Origin of the sequence: Streptomyces niveus, from assembly GCF_001723055.1 — a bacterium.
Lineage (GTDB): Bacteria > Actinomycetota > Actinomycetes > Streptomycetales > Streptomycetaceae > Streptomyces > Streptomyces niveus.
Genome location: NZ_MDCR01000248.1, coordinates 1 through 19,352, shown reverse-complemented (window position 1 = coordinate 19,352; position 19,352 = coordinate 1). Strand labels below are relative to the sequence as shown.

At 72.3% G+C, this 19,352-nt stretch carries 17 protein-coding genes and 1 pseudogene; 13 read left to right on the top strand and 5 right to left on the bottom strand.

The features are described 5' to 3' along the window. Nucleotides 1-65: 65 nt before the first annotated feature. The 3 genes from mmpB to BHU15_RS26070 all read left to right on the top strand — a co-directional run bounded on the left by mmpB (nt 66) and on the right by BHU15_RS26070 (nt 1,973). Nucleotides 66-194 (top strand): morphogenic membrane protein MmpB, encoded by a 129-nt coding sequence (gene mmpB / locus BHU15_RS41585; RefSeq protein ID WP_255293217.1) that lies wholly within the window; start codon nt 66-68, stop codon nt 192-194. A 109-nt stretch (nt 195-303) separates the two neighbouring features. Beyond that, nucleotides 304-1,317: a hypothetical protein gene (locus BHU15_RS26075; protein WP_069629425.1), complete on the top strand. Its 1,014-nt coding sequence runs from the start codon at nt 304-306 to the stop codon at nt 1,315-1,317. 50 nt (nt 1,318-1,367) lie between these two features. Further along, nucleotides 1,368-1,973 (top strand): Maf family protein, encoded by a 606-nt coding sequence (locus tag BHU15_RS26070; RefSeq protein WP_069629428.1) that lies wholly within the window; start codon nt 1,368-1,370, stop codon nt 1,971-1,973. Nucleotides 1,974-1,997: 24 nt separating this feature from the next. Here the strand turns inward: BHU15_RS26070 and BHU15_RS26065 are convergent, their stop codons facing one another. After that, on the bottom strand, nt 1,998-2,456 hold the full coding sequence (locus BHU15_RS26065) for a hypothetical protein (protein WP_069629424.1): 459 nt from the start codon (nt 2,454-2,456) through the stop codon (nt 1,998-2,000). 338 nt (nt 2,457-2,794) lie between these two features. Between BHU15_RS26065 and BHU15_RS26060 the strand changes: the two genes are divergently transcribed. Together BHU15_RS26060 and BHU15_RS26055 are read left to right on the top strand one after the other, a co-directional pair. Then, nucleotides 2,795-4,549 carry an acetyl/propionyl/methylcrotonyl-CoA carboxylase subunit alpha gene (locus tag BHU15_RS26060; protein WP_069629423.1) on the top strand — a complete coding sequence of 585 codons (1,755 nt, stop codon included), beginning with the start codon at nt 2,795-2,797 and terminating at the stop codon, nt 4,547-4,549. 205 nt (nt 4,550-4,754) lie between these two features. Beyond that, complete coding sequence (locus tag BHU15_RS26055) at nt 4,755-5,345, top strand: TetR/AcrR family transcriptional regulator (protein ID WP_069629422.1); 591 nt, start codon at nt 4,755-4,757, stop codon at nt 5,343-5,345. A 16-nt stretch (nt 5,346-5,361) separates the two neighbouring features. Here BHU15_RS26055 and BHU15_RS26050 read toward each other — a convergent pair whose 3' ends face one another. Next, complete coding sequence (locus BHU15_RS26050; RefSeq protein WP_078494211.1) at nt 5,362-6,327, bottom strand: DeoR/GlpR family DNA-binding transcription regulator; 966 nt, start codon at nt 6,325-6,327, stop codon at nt 5,362-5,364. Nucleotides 6,328-6,459: 132 nt separating this feature from the next. Continuing rightward, complete coding sequence (locus BHU15_RS26045; RefSeq protein WP_031229839.1) at nt 6,460-7,899, bottom strand: NAD(P)H-quinone dehydrogenase; 1,440 nt, start codon at nt 7,897-7,899, stop codon at nt 6,460-6,462. A 237-nt stretch (nt 7,900-8,136) separates the two neighbouring features. On the opposite strand from BHU15_RS26045, the gene BHU15_RS26040 reads away from it, so the two are divergent. From BHU15_RS26040 to BHU15_RS26030, 3 genes are all read left to right on the top strand, one after another. Then, a complete protein-coding gene (locus BHU15_RS26040) occupies nt 8,137-8,574 on the top strand; it encodes a gamma-glutamylcyclotransferase family protein (protein ID WP_031229841.1) in 438 nt (145 codons plus the stop codon). Between the two features lie 176 nt (nt 8,575-8,750). Beyond that, nucleotides 8,751-9,581 carry a purine-nucleoside phosphorylase gene (locus tag BHU15_RS26035; protein WP_023539092.1) on the top strand — a complete coding sequence of 277 codons (831 nt, stop codon included), beginning with the start codon at nt 8,751-8,753 and terminating at the stop codon, nt 9,579-9,581. 107 nt (nt 9,582-9,688) lie between these two features. Then, nucleotides 9,689-11,353, top strand: coding sequence for a phospho-sugar mutase (locus tag BHU15_RS26030; RefSeq protein ID WP_069629421.1), 1,665 nt, complete (start codon nt 9,689-9,691; stop codon nt 11,351-11,353). Nucleotides 11,354-11,394: 41 nt separating this feature from the next. Here BHU15_RS26030 and BHU15_RS26025 read toward each other — a convergent pair whose 3' ends face one another. Continuing rightward, entirely contained in the window at nt 11,395-12,030 is a 636-nt protein-coding gene (locus tag BHU15_RS26025) for a PH domain-containing protein (RefSeq protein ID WP_069629427.1), read from the bottom strand. 173 nt (nt 12,031-12,203) lie between these two features. Between BHU15_RS26025 and BHU15_RS26020 the strand changes: the two genes are divergently transcribed. The 4 genes from BHU15_RS26020 (at nt 12,204) to BHU15_RS26005 (ending at nt 18,612) form a co-directional block, all read left to right on the top strand. Continuing rightward, nucleotides 12,204-15,206 carry a SpoIIE family protein phosphatase gene (locus BHU15_RS26020; protein ID WP_255293216.1) on the top strand — a complete coding sequence of 1,001 codons (3,003 nt, stop codon included), beginning with the start codon at nt 12,204-12,206 and terminating at the stop codon, nt 15,204-15,206. A 96-nt stretch (nt 15,207-15,302) separates the two neighbouring features. Then, entirely contained in the window at nt 15,303-16,280 is a 978-nt protein-coding gene (gene deoC, locus BHU15_RS26015) for a deoxyribose-phosphate aldolase (RefSeq protein ID WP_069629420.1), read from the top strand. A gap of 6 nt (nt 16,281-16,286) precedes the next feature. Further along, nucleotides 16,287-17,717 (top strand): aldehyde dehydrogenase family protein, encoded by a 1,431-nt coding sequence (locus BHU15_RS26010; RefSeq protein WP_069629419.1) that lies wholly within the window; start codon nt 16,287-16,289, stop codon nt 17,715-17,717. Beyond that, nucleotides 17,710-18,612: an aldehyde dehydrogenase family protein gene (locus tag BHU15_RS26005; RefSeq protein ID WP_069629418.1), complete on the top strand. Its 903-nt coding sequence runs from the start codon at nt 17,710-17,712 to the stop codon at nt 18,610-18,612. Before BHU15_RS26010 ends, BHU15_RS26005 begins: the two co-directional genes overlap by 8 nt. A gap of 92 nt (nt 18,613-18,704) precedes the next feature. Here BHU15_RS26005 and BHU15_RS26000 read toward each other — a convergent pair whose 3' ends face one another. After that, nucleotides 18,705-19,121, bottom strand: a complete 417-nt coding sequence (locus BHU15_RS26000) for a hypothetical protein (RefSeq protein ID WP_069629417.1) — start codon at nt 19,119-19,121, stop codon at nt 18,705-18,707. A gap of 54 nt (nt 19,122-19,175) precedes the next feature. On the opposite strand from BHU15_RS26000, the pseudogene BHU15_RS41580 reads away from it, so the two are divergent. Then, nucleotides 19,176-19,352 (top strand): annotated as a pseudogene (locus tag BHU15_RS41580) (ATP-binding protein); the annotation flags it as partial.

Below are 19,352 nucleotides of genomic sequence, written 5' to 3'. Positions count from 1 at the left end.
GCGGGCCGGGCGCCTGAGTACGGGTACTCAGGCGCCCGGCCCGCCGCGCGCGCAGGATCGGTTGCATGCTCTGGTCCGATCCTGAGAACGAACCTCCCAAGGAGATGCGGGACATGCAGGCGATGATGCGTCGCGCCGGCATGATCCTCTCCTTCGCGATGGTTCTCTGGATGATCGTCTCCGGCATCCGCTGAGGCCGTGACCACGCCTCGGGCCGCGTTTCCGGACGGGTGTCGCGTCGTTGAGCGGGGCGTACGGGCCCGGTACCGCCTCCGGGCGTGAGCTGCCCTCCCCGGAGAGTCCATGACTGTGTCCCAGGTGATCGTCGTCTCACTGCCGGGCAGCGGTACTCCGCTGCTGGCCGACCTCACGTCCGCGCTCGGCTATCTCTCGTACGGCACGATGAGCGCCGCCCCGGCCGTCGGCGGCCGGACCGCCGGCACCCCCGAACTCGTCGCGATGCGCCCGCTGCTGACGGCCGCCCACGGCGAGGACGAGGCCGAGCTGCTGCTCAAGCGCGGCGCCGAGGACCGGGAGGTGCTCGACTCGGCCTTCCGGGACGCGGCCGGCGCGCTGTGGCGGGTGTGGTGGATGCGGCTGGGCCAGCCGGTCGCCGTGGCCTCACCCGCCGATCCGGGGCTGGAGGGCCGGCTGGCCCGGCTGCCGGACGCCGAGCTGCCCGGCCTGCTGCCGGGCCGCGGCTGCTGGTACGTCGACAGCCTCGACCTGCGGCGGGCGGACGCGGGCCTGCTGCGCGCCTGGCACAACGGCGGTCAGCCGCCCATCGTCTTCCACCACCGGGACGTCCGGGACCGGATCATCAGCCAGCTCCGGTCGCTGTCCCGGCCGGGCGACCCTGCGGGGTTCCCGCCGGAGCACCTCATCTACCGCGACATCGTCGGCGCGCTGCCCACGATGGAAGCGAAGATCACCTTCGCGCTGACGGACCCTGGCTTCCCGGGGATCGAGGAGGCCAGGCGCTGCCAGTGGCTGCTGCACCACCCGGCGGTCACGGTGATCACCCACGAGAATCTGGCCGGTCCCGGCCACGGGGGTACGGCGGCGGGCCGCGAGCGGGCCGTGGCGCAGCTCCTGGAGGTCGCCGGGCTGACCCCGGCCTCGGCGGGGCCCGCCGTCTCCGCCCAACTCGCCCGCGAGGACGACGACTTGACGGTCGGCCAGTGGCGGGGTCTCTTCACCCCCGCCCATGAGCGGCTGCTCGACCGGCGCCACGGCGACCTGCTGACCACGCACACGGGCACGCACACGGCGACGTCCGCGACCGCGCGGGCCACACCGAGCCCGTCCGGCGACTGAGGGCGGGCCCTGGAAGCGGGCGCCCCGGCCCGGTGACTACCCTGCTCGTCATGACCGATCAGCGCCGCCGCCTCGTCCTCGCCTCCGCATCGCCCGCCCGTCTCGGACTGCTCAGGCAGGCCGGCCTCGCGCCCGAGGTGATCGTCAGCGGCGTGGACGAGGACGCGCTGTCGGCCGCCACGCCCGCCGCCCTGGCGCGGGTGCTGGCCGAGGCCAAGGCCGTCGCCGTGGCCGCCCGCCCGGAGGCCGCGGGCGCGCTGATCGTCGGCTGCGACTCGGTGCTGGAGCTGGACGGCGAGGCCCACGGCAAGCCCGGCGACGCCGAGACGGCCACGGCCCGCTGGAAGGTGATGCGCGGCCGGTCGGGGGTGCTCCAGACCGGGCACTGCGTGATCGACACGGTGACCGGGCGCAGCGTGTCCCGGACCGGCTCGACCGTGGTCAGGTTCGGTGAGCCGACGGACGCGGAGATCGCGGCGTACGTGGCGACGGGTGAACCCCTGCACGTGGCGGGGGCGTTCACGCTGGACGGCTTCGGGGCGCCGTTCGTGGAGACGATCGACGGCAACCACGGGAACGTACTCGGGCTGTCGATGCCCCTGCTGCGCGCGCTGCTGGCCGAGCACGACGTGGCCGTCACCGATCTCTGGGCCTGAGAAGCCGTCGCACACCGCGGGCGCTCAGGCCGCGGAGGGCCCCGTCCCGGCCGGCGCCGCGGCGGCCGGCCCACCGGGCTCCGCCCGCTCGGCGTAGGCGATCAGCGTCAGCACGATGAGCCCCAGCACGACCATCATGAACAGGAACGCCGCCCAGCCCACCAGCCCGACCGCCAGCGCGCCGAGCACCGCGTGCAGGATCGCGCAGCTGATCAGGACGGGCCGGGCGACCCGGCCGAACCCCCGGTCGGTGATCGCCGCGCGCACCAACAGGGCGGCGCAGCAGACCAGATAGAGGCCGAGGCCGAAGCCCGCACCCCAGGTCCCGGTGGACATGGCGTCCGGGTCGAGTCCGGCGAGGGACATCTGCTGGTTGTCGACGACGGTGGCCATCACCCCGTTGACGAAAACGAAGCCGACGGCCTCCGCGAGCAGCACGATCGCCGCCACCCACGCCACGGGTCTGCGCACCACGGCACCCACCTCTTCCCCTGTTACCCCAAGTACGGACGGCATCGGGAAGGCTACTCACCGGTAAACCCCCGGACAAGGGCCCGGGCAGAGGCAAAGAATCCGGCAGGCGTTAGTGGGATCTCAACAAAGAATCGCGAGACGCGCCGGGGCGCACTGACAGAGACCTTGACCACATCCGGCGATTACTGTGCCGTTGAGAGTCCCGGCGTACCCTGGCGTCACAAGGGATTTCGCGACTTGAGCGGGCCTCGGATCACACTGCGTGTGGGCAAGCTCACCACTGGGGACGGGTCGAGCGGTCGTGTCGGCAGTCCCTAAACTCTGCTTGTTTCCAGGAGGGAGCCATCGTGCGCAAGGTGCTCATCGCCAATCGTGGCGAAATCGCTGTCCGTGTTGCTCGTGCGTGCCGGGACGCCGGGATCGGCTCGGTGGCTGTGTACGCGGACCCGGACCGGGACGCGTCGCATGTGCGCGCGGCCGACGAGGCGTTCGCCCTGGGTGGTGACACCCCCGCCGCCAGCTATCTGGACATGGCCAAGGTGCTCCAGGCGGCCAAGGACTCCGACGCCGACGCCATCCACCCCGGCTACGGATTCCTGTCGGAGAACGCGGAGTTCGCGCAGGCGGTCCTCGACGCGGGGCTGACCTGGATCGGTCCGCCGCCGCAGGCCATCCGCGACCTCGGTGACAAGGTCGCCGCCCGGCACATCGCCCAGCGCGCCGGTGCCCCGCTGGTCGCGGGCACCCCCGACCCGGTCTCCGGCGCCGACGAGGTCGTGGCGTTCGCCAAGGAGCACGGCCTGCCGATCGCGATCAAGGCCGCCTTCGGCGGTGGCGGACGCGGTCTGAAGGTCGCCCGCACGCTGGAGGAGGTCCCCGAGCTGTACGACTCCGCGGTCCGCGAGGCCGTGGCGGCGTTCGGGCGCGGTGAGTGCTTCGTGGAGCGCTACCTCGACAAGCCCCGGCACGTGGAGACCCAGTGCCTGGCCGACACCCACGGCAACGTGGTCGTCGTCTCCACCCGTGACTGCTCGCTCCAGCGCCGCCACCAGAAGCTCGTGGAGGAGGCCCCGGCGCCTTTCCTCTCCCCGGCGCAGAACGAGAAGCTGTACGCGGCGTCCAAGGCGATCCTGAAGGAAGCCGGCTACGTCGGCGCCGGCACGGTCGAGTTCCTCGTCGGCACCGACGGCACGATCTCCTTCCTTGAGGTCAACACCCGCCTCCAGGTGGAGCACCCGGTCACCGAGGAGGTCACCGGCATCGACCTCGTACGCGAGATGTTCCGCATCGCCGACGGCGAGGAGCTGGGCTACGACGACCCGGCGGTCCGCGGCCACTCGTTCGAGTTCCGTATCAACGGCGAGGACCCCGGGCGCGGGTTCCTCCCGGCCCCGGGCACCGTGACCCTCTTCAGCCCGCCGACCGGTCCCGGTGTGCGCCTGGACGCGGGTGTGGAGACCGGCTCGGTCATCGGCCCGGCCTGGGACTCCCTCCTGGCCAAGCTGATCGTCACCGGCGCCACCCGCGAGCAGGCGCTCCAGCGCGCGGCGCGTGCGCTGGGCGAGTTCCAGGTCGAGGGCATGGCCACGGCCATCCCCTTCCACCGCGCGGTCGTCACCGACCCGGCCTTCACCGCGGACCCGTTCACGATCCACACCCGGTGGATCGAGACCGAGTTCGTCAACACCATCCCCGCCTTCACCGCCCCCGGCGACGGGGACACCGACGACGAGCCCGGCCGCGAGACGGTCGTGGTCGAGGTCGGCGGCAAGCGCCTGGAGGTCTCGCTGCCCTCCAGCCTCGGTATGAGCCTGGCCCGCACGGGCCTCGCCGCCGGCGCCCGCCCCAAGCGCCGCGCCACGAAGAAGGCCGGCTCGGCGGCATCGGGCGACACGCTCGCCTCGCCGATGCAGGGCACGATCGTGAAGGTGGCGGTCGAGGAGGGACAGCAGGTCGAGGAGGGTGACCTGGTGGTCGTGCTGGAGGCCATGAAGATGGAGCAGCCCCTCAACGCCCACCGCGCGGGCACGATCAAGGGCCTCACCGCCGAGATCGGCGCGTCGCTCACCTCGGGCGCGACGATCTGCGAGATCAAGGACTGACCCAGCCACACCCCGACGGCCCCGCCCGGCACGACCGGCGGGGCCGTCGGCGTACGCGGCGGTGTGTACGCTCCGCCGCCGCCGGGGACACGGGGCCGGCGCCCGGCCCCCGCCCGCCGGGCGGGCCTTCGCGGGCACGCCCGAGGCCCGTGTCCGGTGGCATCCTGGGGAGCACACCGACACACCAGCCACAGGAAGGACCGCGATGGCGAGCAGCAGCAGCGGCGCGCCGCCCCGGCCCATGCGTGCCGACGCGCGGCGGAACTACGAGCGGGTGCTCGGCGAGGCCCGTGCCGCGTTCGCCGAACACGGCACGGACGCCTCGCTGGAGGATGTGGCGCGCCGCGCCGGAGTCGGCATCGGCACGCTGTACCGGCACTTCCCCACCCGTCAGGCCCTGATGAGCGCCGTGTTCCAGGAAGCGCTCGCCGACCTGCTCGACCGCTCGCGTGAACTCGCGGGCTCCGACCGGCCCTGCCACGCCCTGGTGGCCTGGCTGCGCGCGCTCATCACCCACGCGGGTGAGTACCGTGGCCTCTCCCGCGCGCTCATGTCGGCCTCGTACGACGCGAGTTCGGGCCTGACACAGTGCAGCACGAAGCTTCGTACGGCGGGTGAACTGCTGCTCGTACGGGCGCAGATGAGCGGGGACGTACGGGCGGACACGTCCATCGACGACCTGATGCAGCTGACGAACGCCATCGCGCTCGCCGCCGAACAGGCGCCGGACGACCCGGAGTTGGCCGACCGGCTACTGACACTGACCCTGACCGGGCTCAGGCCCTGTCCGGGTTGAGTGGCCCGTAGCCCTGTCAGCGGCGGCGCAGATCCGCGACCCGTGCGCGTTCTCCGGGCTGTTCGGCCAGCGCCCCGGCGCTTCGCAGCGCCTGCGGTCCCGGCCCGCCGCCGCCGTGCGTACGGCGCTGTCCGGGCAGCGCGGTGTCCCGTCGGGGCCGGTGCCCCGGCGGGGCCGCGTCACCGCCGGACCCCGATCCGGCGGCGCCCGCCACCGTGATCTGTACGCCCTGGTCGGCGAGGGCCTGGAGTTCGGTCGCCGCACGGTCGTCGTGGGCCGGCGGGTCGTCGGTGACCAGCCGGGTGATGACGTCCGTCGGCACCGTCTGGAACATCGTGTCGGTGCCGAGCTTGGTGTGGTCGGCGAGCACCACGACCTCGGCCGCCGCCTGCACCAGCGCCCGATCGACGCTGGCGGAGAGCATGTTGGAGGTGGACAGGCCCCGCTCCGCGGTGAGCCCGCTCCCGGACAGGAACGCGCGGGAGACCCGTAGCCCCTGGAGCGACTGCTCGGCACCGCTGCCGACCAGCGCGTAGTTGGAGCCGCGCAGCGTGCCGCCGGTCATGACGACCTCGACCCGGTTGGCGTGGGCCAACGCCTGTGCGACCAGCAGGGAGTTGGTGACGACGGTCAGTCCGGGGATCCGCGCGAGCCGGCGGGCCAGCTCCTGCGTGGTCGTACCGGCGCCGACCACCACGGCCTCGCCTTCTTCGACGAGACTCGCGGCGAGATCGGCGATGGCCGTCTTCTCCGCCGTGGCGAGATGGGATTTTTGCGGAAAGCCGGATTCTCGCGTGAATCCGCCCGGCAGTACCGCACCGCCGTGCCGGCGGTCGAGGAGTCCTTCGGCCTCCAACGCCCGCACGTCCCGGCGTACGGTCACTTCTGAGGTCTGGACGACGCGGGCGAGCTCACGGAGCGACACGGCTCCGTTGGCGCGCACCATTTCGAGGATTAACTGGCGACGTTCTGCAGCGAACACGAAACTGACAGTAACCCGGTCCGCCGCCCGCTTTCAGCGCTTCACGCCGAAAAACGGAAGGTGAACGTGCGGGGCGGCGCCAAGTGGTATAGGAGCGCGGTCAGGTGACCCGCGTACGCCCCATGACCTGGGTCAACCCTCGTCGTCGCTCTTACGGCTGTGCAACTGCCGTGCCACCTCGGCGATCGAGCCCGACAGAGAGGGGTACACAGTGAAAGCGTTTGCGATCTGTTCGACGGTCATATTGTTGTCGACCGCGATCGAGATGGGATGAATCAGTTCGCTGGCGCGCGGCGCGACGACCACACCGCCGACGACGATCCCGGTGCCGGGACGACAGAGGATCTTGACGAAACCGTCCCTGATGCCCTGCATCTTGGCGCGGGGGTTACGCAGCAGCGGCAGCTTGACGACGCGCGCGTCGATCTTCCCGCTGTCCACGTCCGACTGGCTGTAGCCGACGGTCGCGATCTCGGGGTCGGTGAAGACGTTCGACGAGACGGTCTTGAGGTTGAGCGGGGCGACCGCGTCGCCGAGGAAGTGGTACATCGCGATCCGGCCCTGCATCGCGGCGACCGAGGCGAGCGCGAAGATGCCGGTCACGTCGCCCGCCGCGTACACGCCGGGCGCGGACGTGCGCGAGACCCGGTCGGTCCAGATGTGCCCCGAGTCCTTGACCCGGACCCCGGCCTCCTCCAGGCCCATGCCCTCGGCGTTCGGGATGGCGCCGACCGCCATGAGGCAGTGCGTGCCGGAGATGACCCGGCCGTCGGCGAGGGTCACCTCGACGCGGTCGCCGACGCGCTTGGCGGACGCGGCGCGGGAGCGCGACATCACGTTCATGCCGCGCCGCCGGAAGACGTCCTCCAGCACGGCGGCGGCGTCCGGGTCCTCGCCGGGCAGCACCCGGTCGCGGGAGGAGACCAGCGTGACGCGCGAGCCGAGCGCCTGGTAGGCGCCGGCGAACTCGGCGCCGGTGACACCGGATCCGACCACTATCAGCTCTTCGGGCAGCTCGTCGAGGTCGTACACCTGCGTCCAGTTGAGGATGCGCTCGCCGTCGGGCAGCGCGTCCGGGATCTCGCGCGGGTGCGCGCCGGTCGCGATCAGCACGGCGTCGGCGGTCAGTGACTCCTCCGTGCCGTCGGCCGAGGTCACGATCACCTGGCGGGAGCCGTCGGTGGCCTGCCGGCCGTCGAGCCGGCCCCGGCCGCGCAGCACGCGGGCGCCGGCCCGGGTCACGGACGCGGTGATGTCGTGCGACTGGGCGAGCGCGAGGCGCTTGACCCGTCGGTTGACCTTGCCGAGGTCCACGCCGACGACGCGGGCGGCCTGTTCGAGCGGCGGGGTGTCGTCGGCGACGATGATGCCCAGCTCCTCGTAAGAGGAGTCGAACGTGGTCATCACCTCGGCCGTCGCGATGAGGGTCTTGGACGGTACGCAGTCGGTGAGCACCGAGGCCCCGCCGAGGCCGTCGCAGTCCACGACGCTCACCTCGGCGCCGAGCTGTGCGGCCACCAGGGCCGCCTCGTATCCGCCGGGTCCGCCGCCGATGATCACGATCCGGGTCACGAAAAAGTCCGCCTCGCGTATGTCGAACCCGACCCGTCTGCCGTCCCGGCCGGGAGTCCGGGGAGCCCCCGGAGGATGCAGTACGTACGCCATTGTCCCGCACTCTTCAAGCTGCTTCGCCCCGGGTCCCCCGGCCGGTCCCCCCACCGCGGCCCGAACGGGCGGCGGACCGGCGGCGGACGGGCCGCGTCCATGGGATTCACCGGGCACGCGCGTACCTCCCGTACCCTCGTCCCCATGTCGCTCTACGCCGCGTACGCCGGCAACCTCGACGCGCGGCTGATGTCCCGCCGCGCCCCGCACTCCCCGCTGCGCGGCACCGGCTGGCTCAACGGCTGGCGGCTCACCTTCGGTGGGGAGCAGATGGGCTGGGAGGGTGCGCTGGTCACCCTCGTGGAGGCACCTCGCTCGCAGGTCTTCGTGGCGCTGTACGACATCGCGCCCATGGACGAGGACTCGATGGACCGCTGGGAGGGTGTCGGCCTCGACATATACCGGCGGATGCGGGTGCGCGTGGACACGCTGGACGGCAAGGAGCCGGCCTGGCTGTACGTCCTGAACGGGTACGAGGGCGGGCTGCCCTCCGCGCGCTATCTCGGCGAGCTGGCCGAGGCGGCGGAGTCGGCGGGTGCGCCGCATGACTATGTGATGGAACTGCGAAAGCGCGCGTGCTGAACCGTCACCCCACCCGCACGGGGACGGCCGCGCCCGCGAGGTGACGGCCGTCACGGTCGCGGTGGCCGCGAACGGCCGCTGACCGGCGGGTTCGTCGGAAACGACAACACAACGATCCGAAGACCGTGCGCTCGATCATCTACGCGCGTAGGGCAGGAACGGTTACCCTCGTCCGCGTGAACGCATCTGTAATCCCGGCCTCGGCCGACGGATCCGCCGACCCCCACGCCGCCGCCTCCGCAGCCGCGGTGCGCCTGCGCGAGCTCACCGGCGCCGAGACCCATGACGTCGCCCTGGTGATGGGCTCCGGCTGGGCACCCGCCGTCGCCGCGCTGGGAGCACCCGAGGCCGAGTTCCCGGTGACCGAGCTGCCGGGCTTCCCTCCGCCGGTCGTCGAAGGACACGGCGGGACGATCCGCAGTTACGAGATCGCCGAGAAGCGCGCGCTGGTCTTCCTGGGCCGTACGCACTACTACGAGGGCCGCGGCGTCGCGGCCGTCGCGCACGGTGTCCGTACGGCGGTCGCCGCCGGCTGCAAGACGATCGTGCTGACGAACGGCTGCGGCGGGCTGCGCGAGGGCATGCGCCCCGGGCAGCCCGTGCTGATCAGCGACCACATCAATCTGACGGCCGCGTCGCCGATCGTGGGCCCGAACTTCGTGGACCTCACCGACCTGTACTCGCCGCGGCTGCGCGCGCTGTGCAAGGAGGTGGACCCGGACCTCGAAGAGGGTGTGTACGTCCAGTTCCCCGGCCCGCACTACGAGACGCCCGCCGAGATCAACATGGTCCGCGTGCTGGGCGGCGACCTCGTCGGCATGTCCACCGTGCTGGAGGCCATCGCCGCGCGTGAGGCGGGCGCGGAGGTGCTGGGCATCTCGCTGGTGACGAACCTGGCGGCGGGGCTTTCGGGCGAGCCGCTGAACCACGAGGAAGTCCTCCAGGCGGGCCGTGACTCGGCCACGCAGATGGGCGCCCTGCTGGCGCGGGTGCTTGAGCGGATCTGAGCGGTACACCAGATCCGGCCGGGCACCGGCCCCGGCCGACACGGTCCGACCCCGGATGAACGCGCGCGCCGAAGGCGCCGCCCCGGGTCCAGGAAGGGGAACGCACAGTGCAGCAGGACCTCATCGCGCGGGCCGAGGCATGGCTGGCCGAGGACCCGGACGGCGATACGCGGGACGAGATGCGGGCACTCATCGACGCCGCCGCCGGCGCCGGTGATCCGGACGCGCTCGCCGAACGGTTCAGCGGCACGCTCCAGTTCGGCACGGCCGGGCTGCGCGGCGAACTGGGCGCCGGGCCGATGCGGATGAACCGCTCGGTGGTCATCCGCGCCGCCGCCGGGCTCGCGGCGTACCTCAAGGCCACCGGGCAGGGCGGCGGCCTCGTCGTCGTCGGCTACGACGCCCGTCACAAGTCGGCCGACTTCGCGCGCGACACCGCCGCCGTGATGACCGGCGCGGGGCTGCGCGCCGCCGTGCTGCCGCGTCCGCTGCCGACGCCGGTGCTGGCCTTCGCCATCCGGCATCTCGGCGCCGTGGCCGGCGTGGAGGTCACCGCCAGCCACAACCCGCCGCGCGACAACGGTTACAAGGTCTACCTGGGCGACGGCTCCCAGATCGTGCCGCCCATGGACGGCGAGATCGCGGCCGAGATCGCGGCGGTCGGTCCGCTGGACTCGGTGGCGCGCCCCGAGGACGGCTGGGAGGTCCTGGGCGACGAGGTGCTGGCGGCGTATCTGGCGCGCACGGACGCCGTGCTGAGCGCCGGTTCGCCCCGTACGGCACGCGTGGTCCACACGGCGCTGCACGGGGTCGGTACGCAGACGCTGAACGCCGCGTTCGCGCGGGCCGGCTTCCCCGCGCCGGTGCCGGTGCCCGAACAGGCCGAGCCCGACCCGGACTTCCCCACGGTCGCGTTCCCGAACCCGGAGGAGCCGGGCGCGATGGACCTGGCCTTCGCGACAGCCCGCCGCGCGGCGCCCGACGTCATCATCGCGAACGACCCGGACGCGGACCGCTGCGCGGTGGCCGTCCCGGACGACGGTGCCGAAAGCGGCTGGCGGATGCTGCGCGGCGACGAGGTGGGCGCGCTGCTGGCGGCGCACCTGGTGCGCAAGGGCGCGACGGGCGTGTTCGCCGAGTCGATCGTGTCGTCGTCGCTGCTCGGCCGGATCGCGGAGGCGGCGGCGGGGGTCGGTTACGAGGAGACGCTGACGGGCTTCAAGTGGATCGCCCGTGTGGAGGGCCTGCGGTACGGCTACGAGGAGGCGCTCGGCTACTGCGTCGACCCCGACGGCGTACGAGACAAGGACGGCATCACGGCGGCGCTGCTGGTCGCGGAGCTGGTGTCGGAGCTGAAGGAGGAGGGCCGGGGCCTGACGGACCTCCTGGACGACCTGGCGCTCGCCCACGGCCTGCACGCGACGGACCAGCTCTCGGCACGGGTGAAGGACCTGTCCCTGATCCCGGCGGCGATGGACCGGCTGCGCGACCACCCCCCGACAACCCTGGCGGGCCTGACGGTCACCTCGACGGAGGATCTGACGGCCCCCACGTCGTCCCTCCCCCCGACGGACGGCCTGCGCTACCACCTGTCAGGTGCGTACCAGGCCCGGGTGATCGTCCGCCCGAGCGGCACGGAGCCGAAGATCAAGTGCTACCTGGAGATCGTGCTCCCGGTCCCCACCTCGGCGGACCTGCCGTCGGCGCGGGCCCGGGGAGCGGAGCTCCTCACGTCCCTGAAACGCGACCTGGCGCAGGCGGCGGGCATCTGAGCACCGCGACCGCCTGACGTACGGCCCGGCGGGCCGGGGCCTCAGCCCGTCGCGAGCAGGATCACCAGGACCACCAAACCCGCCAGCGCCGGGGCCAGGACCTCGTAGGCCCAGCGGACCTGGGGGTCGCCCTGGGCCTCGGGGCGGGACGCACAGCGTTCCGCCTGGTCACGCAGGCCCGCGACCGTGTGGTCCGCGTCCGCCGTGCGGGCGCGGGAGTCGTTCACGTCCGCGCTCACCGACGTACGGCTGTGCGGGTCGTCGTGCGCGCTCTGCGACTGGCGTCGCGCCGCGCGCTTGCGCTTCCGCAGCGACACCGGCACCGCCCACAGCTGGAACTTCGCGCCGCCCTGGGTGAACACCTCGCTCGAATACCCGGCCCGCACATCCGCCACGGACGCCCACGGCAGCACGACCGTGCGGAACGGGTTCCTGATCCGCAGCCGGTCGTCGTTGGCGAACACCGCCGGGCGGATGGTGAAGGCCACCACGATCGGCACGGCGAGCAGCAGGCCCGCGAGGGCGAGCCAGGGTGTCCTGCCGTGGCCCCGGACCACCGCGTCGATCCCGATCCACGCGCCGAGCGCGAGCAGCAGCGCGCCGCCCGCGATGGCGGCGGGCGACCGGAAGACGCGCTCCGCGTAGGTCGGCTCGGAGGGCTGCTCGGGACTCGTCATGGTTTCGATTCTGCCGTACGCCGCGGACAGCCCCGGCACGACTCCCGCCGGCCGGGCGATCGGGACCGGCCGCCGGGCGGCCTCCCCGCCCTCTTCTCGCCGCGGACCCGATGCCGAGAGACAATTGCCGTACGGGCTCGTGGGACGACGCGGGTCGATTGGCAGGCGAGTGCATGACCGTGAACGAACGGAACGGACAAGGTCAGGGCCGGCCGCCGACGGAAGGGCTGTCGGCGTCGGAGCGTTTGCGCCTCCTCGCCGGGGTCGGCGACGACGTGTCCGAGACGGAGGCGCTGCGGTGCGCGCTGCACCACGCGGTCGCGGGCCTCGGCGGACCGGGTGGGATGGTGCATCTGCGCAGCCCCTGGCAGGGCGCCGGGCTTCGTCTGATGCTCACCGACGGGCTGCCACCGGCCGGTACGCGGCGGTGGCGGGACCTGTCGGGGAAGGACGGGACGGTCCCGGCCCGTGCCGCGCGGAGCGGGGAGTGCGTCTGGCGGCCCGCGCCCGCCTTCGCCGAGGCGTTCTCCCGCGAGAACTCCCCCGAGAACGCCCCTGAGGACTCCCCCGAGCACCCGCCCGTGCTCGCCGGCTGCGGCCTGGCCTCCGTACCGCTGGTCGCGCCGACCGGCCCGCTCGGCCTGATCGGCGTGCTCTCCGTACTGACGCCCCCTGCCGGGGAGCCGACCGCCGAGCAGCGCGGCTTCCTTGAGGAGGTGGCCCGCTGGGCGGGCGGGCATCTGGCGCGCTCCCTGGCGACCCCGCGCGGCACGCACCCCGATCTGTGGCCGGAGCGGCCCGGCGGCTCCCGCCTGCGGCAGGCCCTCAGGGCCGTCAGGGTGGGCGCCTGGGACTGGAACATCCGGACCGGCGTGCTGAACTGGGACGAGGCCGCGATGACGGTGCTCGGCGTCGATCCGGCCACTTTCGATCACCGCATCGAGACCTGGGTCAATCTGGTCCATCCCGAGGATCTGCCCTGGGTGATGGCCGAGACCGACGAGGCGATCCGCACCCTGAGTGTGTACAGCGTGGAGTACCGCGTATGCCGTCCGGACGGGACGTCCGGCTGGGCCCAGGCGCGTGCCCGGGTGATCCTCGGTGAGGACGGGGAGCCCTTCCACATGGTCGGCACCGTGTGGGACACGACGCAGACCCATGCCGCCCGCGAATCCGTGGACCACGCGCTGCGGCACATGAGCGACGGATTCCTCGCGGTCGACGCCGGCTGGCGGGTCACTTTCATCAACATCGAGGCCAAACGCGCGCTCGGCTCCTCGCCCGAACTGCTCGGCCGGGTGCTCTGGGACATCCCCTTCGCCCGCGCGTCCGGTCTCAAGGAGAAGTGCAGGCAGGCCGTCACGGAGAAGCGACCGGTCGGTCTCGACCTGAAGTCACCGGCCGACCAGCGCTGGTACCACCTGCGTCTGGTCCCCGTACCGAGCGGCCTGACCGTCTACCTCACCGACGTCACCGAGAAGCGGGCGCGCGAGGCCGAGCGCACGGCGGCCGAACGGGCCGCCGCCGAACGGTCCGCGAGCATCGCCGAGTTGACCACGGCGCTCGCGGAGGCGATCACCACGGACGAGGTGGTGAAGGCCGTCGCCGAGCACGTCATCCAGCCGTTCCGCGCCACCGGTCTGGTCATCGTCGCCGTCGAGGGCGATCGCACCCGGCTGGTCGGCTCCGTCGGCTATCCGGACGCGGACCTCAAACGGATCGTCTCGTACCCGCTCACCGCGAAAACCCCCACGTCGGACGTGCTCAACAACCGCGCTCCGCTGTTCGTCTCCTCCGTGGCGGAGATACGGGCGCGCTACCCCGCGCTGGCCGATGTCCCCACCCCGGGACGTCAGGCGTGGGCGTTCCTGCCGCTGATCGCCTCGGGGCGGTCCACGGGCTGCTTCGTCCTCTCCTTCGACAAGCCGCGGCTGCTCACCGGCGAGGAGCGCACCCTGCTCGTCGCGCTCAGCGGGCTCGTCGCGCAGGCCCTGGAGCGGGCCCGGCTGTACGACTCCGAGCATCTGCGGGCCAAGGAGCTCCAGCGCGGTCTGCTCCCCCGGCACCTGCCGTCGCCGCCCGCCGCCACGGCCGCCGCCCGCTATCTGCCCGCCGACCGGCGCCTCGAGGTCGGCGGTGACTGGTACGACCTGATACCGCTGTCGGCCGAGCGGGTGGCCCTGGTCATCGGGGACGTGATGGGGCACGGTCTGTCCGAGGCGGCGACCATGGGGCGGCTGCGGACCGCCGTACGCACACTCGCGGATCTCGAACTGCCGCCGGACGAGATCCTCGGCCACCTCAACGATCTCGTCAGCGATCTCGGCGACGACTTCTACGCGACCTGCCTCTACGCGGTCTACGACCCCACCAGCCGCACCTGCGTCTTCGCGAGCGCGGGCCATCTTCCGCCGGTCGTGGTCCATCCCGACCACACGGTGCGTGTCTCGGAGATTCCCACCAACTCGCCGCTCGGCGCCGCCACCCCGCCCTTCGACACCGTCGAGTTCGCGGTGCCCGACGGCAGTCTGCTGGTCCTGTTCACCGACGGACTGGTGGAGGCGTCCGACCGGGACGTCGATCAGGGCATGGACCAGCTCACCCGGGTGCTCACCGCCGCCGTGAGCGCGGACGGCCCCGAGGGCAGGCACGACACCGACGAGACCGGCCGCGGCCCGAGCCTGGAGGATCTGTGCGACACCGTCGTCTCCGCCCTGCTGCCGACCGGGGAGCAGACCGGTGACGACGCCGTCCTGTTCATCGCCAGGCTGCGCCGGCTGGCCGCCGACGACATCGCCTCCTGGTCGCTGCCGCAGGACCCGGTCGCCGCCGGGCAGGCGCGGGAGCACATCCGTACCCAGCTCGACGCCTGGGACCTCGACGACCTGGCCATGACCACCGAACTGCTCGCCAGCGAGCTGGTCAGCAATGTGATCCGGCACGCACAGGGCCCGGTCCGGCTGCGGCTGCTGCGCGGGCGGACGCTGGTGTGCGAGGTCTCGGACGGCAGTCTCACCACACCGCACGTCCGCCGGGCCTCCGCCACCGACGAGAGCGGCCGTGGGCTCCAGCTCGTGTCGGCCCTGTCACAGCGCTGGGGCGCCCGTTACACCGCGTCGGGCAAGTCCATCTGGACCGAGCAGCCGCTGCCCACTGCGCCGCCCGCCGCCGCCTGACGGCCGACGCCGCCGGATCGGCCTCCTTGGGATGCAGCCCAGGCCCCCACCCCCTGTACATGCTGCTACGCGCGTAGATATGCTCATGTGGTGACCATGCCCACGACTGCACCCTCGCCCACAGGCTCCGCCGTGGGCGGTGCCCCCCTCGCCGACGTGACCTCGTCCGACAGTTCGCTGCGCCGGTTCCTCCACGGACTGCCGGGCGTCGACGCCGTCGGCCTGGAGGCGCGCGCCGCCTCGCTCGGTACGCGCTCGATCAAGACGACGGCCAAGGCGTACGCCATCGACCTGGCCATCTCGATGATCGACCTGACGACCCTGGAAGGCGCCGACACGGCCGGCAAGGTCCGGTCGCTCGCCGCCAAGGCCCTGCACCCGGACCCGACCGACCGCACCGTCCCGACGACGGCCGCGCTCTGCGTCTATCCGGACATGGTGCCCACGGCCGTCGCCTCCCTCGCCGGGAGCGACGTGAAGGTCGCCTCCGTCGCGACCGCCTTCCCGGCCGGCCGTGCGGCCCTGGCCGTGAAGCTCGCCGACGTACGGGACGCCGTCGCCGCCGGTGCCGACGAGATCGACATGGTGATCGACCGCGGCGCGTTCCTCGCGGGGCACTATCTGAAGGTGTACGAGGAGATCGTGGCCGTGAAGGCCGAGTGCGGCGCCGCCCGCCTCAAGGTCATCTTCGAGACCGGTGAGCTGTCCACGTACGACAACATCCGCCGCGCCTCCTGGCTCGGCATGGTCGCCGGCGCGGACTTCATCAAGACGTCGACCGGCAAGGTCGCCGTCAACGCCACCCCGGCCAACACGCTGCTGATGCTGGAGGCCGTACGGGACTTCCGCGCCCAGACCGGTGTCCAGGTCGGTGTGAAGCCGGCTGGTGGCATCCGGACCAGCAAGGACGCGATCAAGTTCCTGGTGCTGGTCAACGAGACCGCCGGCGAGGACTGGCTGGACAACCACTGGTTCCGCTTCGGCGCCTCCAGCCTCCTCAACGACCTGCTGATGCAGCGCCAGAAGCTGGCGACCGGCCGCTACTCCGGCCCCGACTACGTCACGGTGGACTGATACACGATGGCTTTCGAATACGCACCGGCCCCCGAGTCGCGCTCGGTCGTCGACATCGCGCCGAGCTACGGCCTGTTCATCGACGGCGAGTTCACCGACGCCGCCGACGGGAAGGTCTTCAAGACGGTCAGCCCTTCTACGGAGGAGGTGCTGTCCGAGGTCGCCCTCGCGGGGCCCGAGGATGTCGACCGTGCCGTGAAGGCGGCCCGTAAGGCGTTCGTGAAGTGGTCGGCGCTGCCGGGCGCGGAGCGCGCCAAGTACCTCTTCCGGATCGCCCGGATCATCCAGGAGCGCTCGCGCGAACTGGCCGTCCTGGAGACCCTCGACAACGGCAAGCCGATCCGCGAGACGCGCGACGCGGACCTCCCGCTGGTCGCCGCGCACTTCTTCTACTACGCGGGCTGGGCCGACAAGCTCGACCACGCCGGTTACGGGGCGAACCCGCGCCCCCTCGGCGTCGCCGGGCAGGTCATCCCGTGGAACTTCCCGCTGCTGATGCTCGCGTGGAAGATCGCCCCGGCGCTCGCCACGGGCAACACGGTGGTCCTGAAGCCCGCCGAGACCACCCCGCTGAGCGCCCTGTTCTTCGCGGACATCTGCCGCCAGGCCGGTCTCCCGCGCGGCGTCGTCAACATCCTTCCCGGATACGGCGACACGGGGGCCGCCCTCGTCCGGCACGAGGACGTCGACAAGGTCGCCTTCACCGGCTCCACGGCCGTCGGCAAGGCCATCGCCCGGCAGATCGCGGGCACGCGCAAGAAGGCCACGCTCGAACTCGGCGGCAAGGGCGCCAACATCGTCTTCGACGACGCCCCCATCGACCAGGCCGTCGAGGGCATCGTCACGGGCATCTTCTTCAACCAGGGCCAGGTCTGCTGCGCCGGATCGCGCCTGCTCGTCCAGGAGTCGGTCCAGGACGAGCTGCTGGACTCGCTGAAGCGCCGGCTCTCCACCCTGCGTATCGGCGACCCGCTGGACAAGAACACCGACCTCGGCGCGATCAACTCCGCCGAGCAGCTCGCCCGGATCAAGACGCTGGCCGACGCGGGCGAGGCGGAGGGCGCCGAGCGCTGGTCGCCGCAGTGCGAACTGCCCTCGTCCGGCTACTGGTTCGCGCCGACCCTCTTCACGAATGTCACGCAGGCGCACACCGTCGCGCGCGACGAGATCTTCGGCCCGGTCCTCTCCGTACTGACGTTCCGCACGCCGGACGAGGCGGTCGCCAAGGCCAACAACACGCAGTACGGCCTCTCCGCCGGCATCTGGACGGAGAAGGGCTCCCGCATCCTCGCCGTGGCCAACAAGCTGCGCGCGGGCGTGGTGTGGGCCAACACGTTCAACAAGTTCGACCCGACCTCGCCGTTCGGCGGCTACAAGGAGTCGGGCTACGGCCGCGAGGGCGGTCGCCACGGCCTGGAGGCGTATCTCGATGTCTGAGTCCGAGCGACAGTTCGAACGGCTGTCCGTCTTCAAGACCTACAAGCTGTACGTCGGGGGCAAGTTCCCCCGCTCCGAGAGCGGCCGGGTGTACGAGGTGAGCGACTCCAAGGGCAGGTGGCTGGCCAACGCGCCGCAGTCCTCCCGCAAGGACGCCCGTGACGCGGTCTCCGCCGCCCGCAAGGCGTTCGGCGGCTGGTCGGGCGCCACGGCCTACAACAGGGGCCAGGTGCTCTACCGCGTGGCCGAGATGCTGGAGGGCCGGCGCGAGCAGTTCACCGCCGAGGTGGCCGCCTCGGAGGGCATCTCCAAGTCGAAGGCGGCGGCGGTCGTGTCCGCGACCGTCGACCGCTGGGTCTGGTACGCGGGCTGGACGGACAAGATCGGCCAGGTGACCGGCGGCGCGAACCCGGTGGCGGGCCCGTTCTTCAACCTGTCCACCCCGGAGCCCAGCGGCGTCGTCGCGGTCCTCGCTCCGCAGGACTCGTCGTTCCTCGGCCTGGTCTCGGTCGTCGCCCCGGTGATCGCCACCGGCAACACGGCCGTGGTGATCGCCAGTGAGTCGGCCCCGCTGCCCGCCCTGTCGCTGGGCGAGGTGCTGGCCACCTCCGACGTGCCGGGCGGTGTCGTCAACATCCTCTCGGGCCGTACGGCGGAGCTGGCCGCGCCGCTCGCGTCGCACCAGGACGTCAACGGCATCGACCTGTACGGCGCCGACGAGTCGCTGGCCAAGGAGCTGGAGATCGCGGCGGCGGACAACCTCAAGCGGGTGCTGCGCCCGTCCCCGATGGACTTCTCCGCCGCCCCCGGCACGGACCGGCTCACGGCCTTCCTGGAGACGAAGACCGTCTGGCACCCCACGGGCAGCCTGGGCGCGTCGGGCTCCGGCTACTGAGCCGTCCGCCCAGCAGTCCGCTTCGGTAAGGAGGCCCGGCCGTCACGACGACGGCCGGGCCTCCTTCGTTCACAGGGCGCTCGATACGCGGCTCAGCCGGGCAGCAGTCCCACCACGGGCCCGACCACCGGCAGGTCCTTCAGGCCGCCGCCCTGGGTCACCGAGTCCGTCAGGGACGCCGTGGACAGCGGCTTGAAGTCGGCGATCTGGGTGCCGACCGCGTTGTCCAGCGGGTCGACGCCCGTCTTGGCCAGCGGGTTGAGCTGCAGATTCTTGACCGGGCCGAGGCCACCGGCCACGGTGTGGCCGAGCCCGCCCGCCAGACCCGCGCCGGCCGCCGCCGAGGCGTCGGCGAGCGCGCTGTCGGTACCCGACGCGGACACCGGCTCGGCGGGCGCCGCCTGCGCCGCGCCGCCGCCGAGCCCGATCGCCGCGCCCGCCGCGGTGAGCGTCAGCCCGGCGCGCAGCAGCGCGCGGCGCCGGGGGGTGGGAGCTGAGTGACGTGCCATGGGATTCCTGCCTGCGCGTGGGGGGTTGAGTAATCGGATTGACACGCACAGTAGTTGAGATGTGACTCCCGATACCAACACCGCAGGCGGGGGTCCCCTGCGCGGGTGTATGCCTCAGACTGGTGTCCCGTGAGTCCCCACCGAACCGCCTCCGCGCGCGTCGTCCTGCTCGCGGGCCCCTCCGGCTCCGGCAAGTCCTCGCTCGCCGCCCGCGCGGGCCTGCCCGTGCTC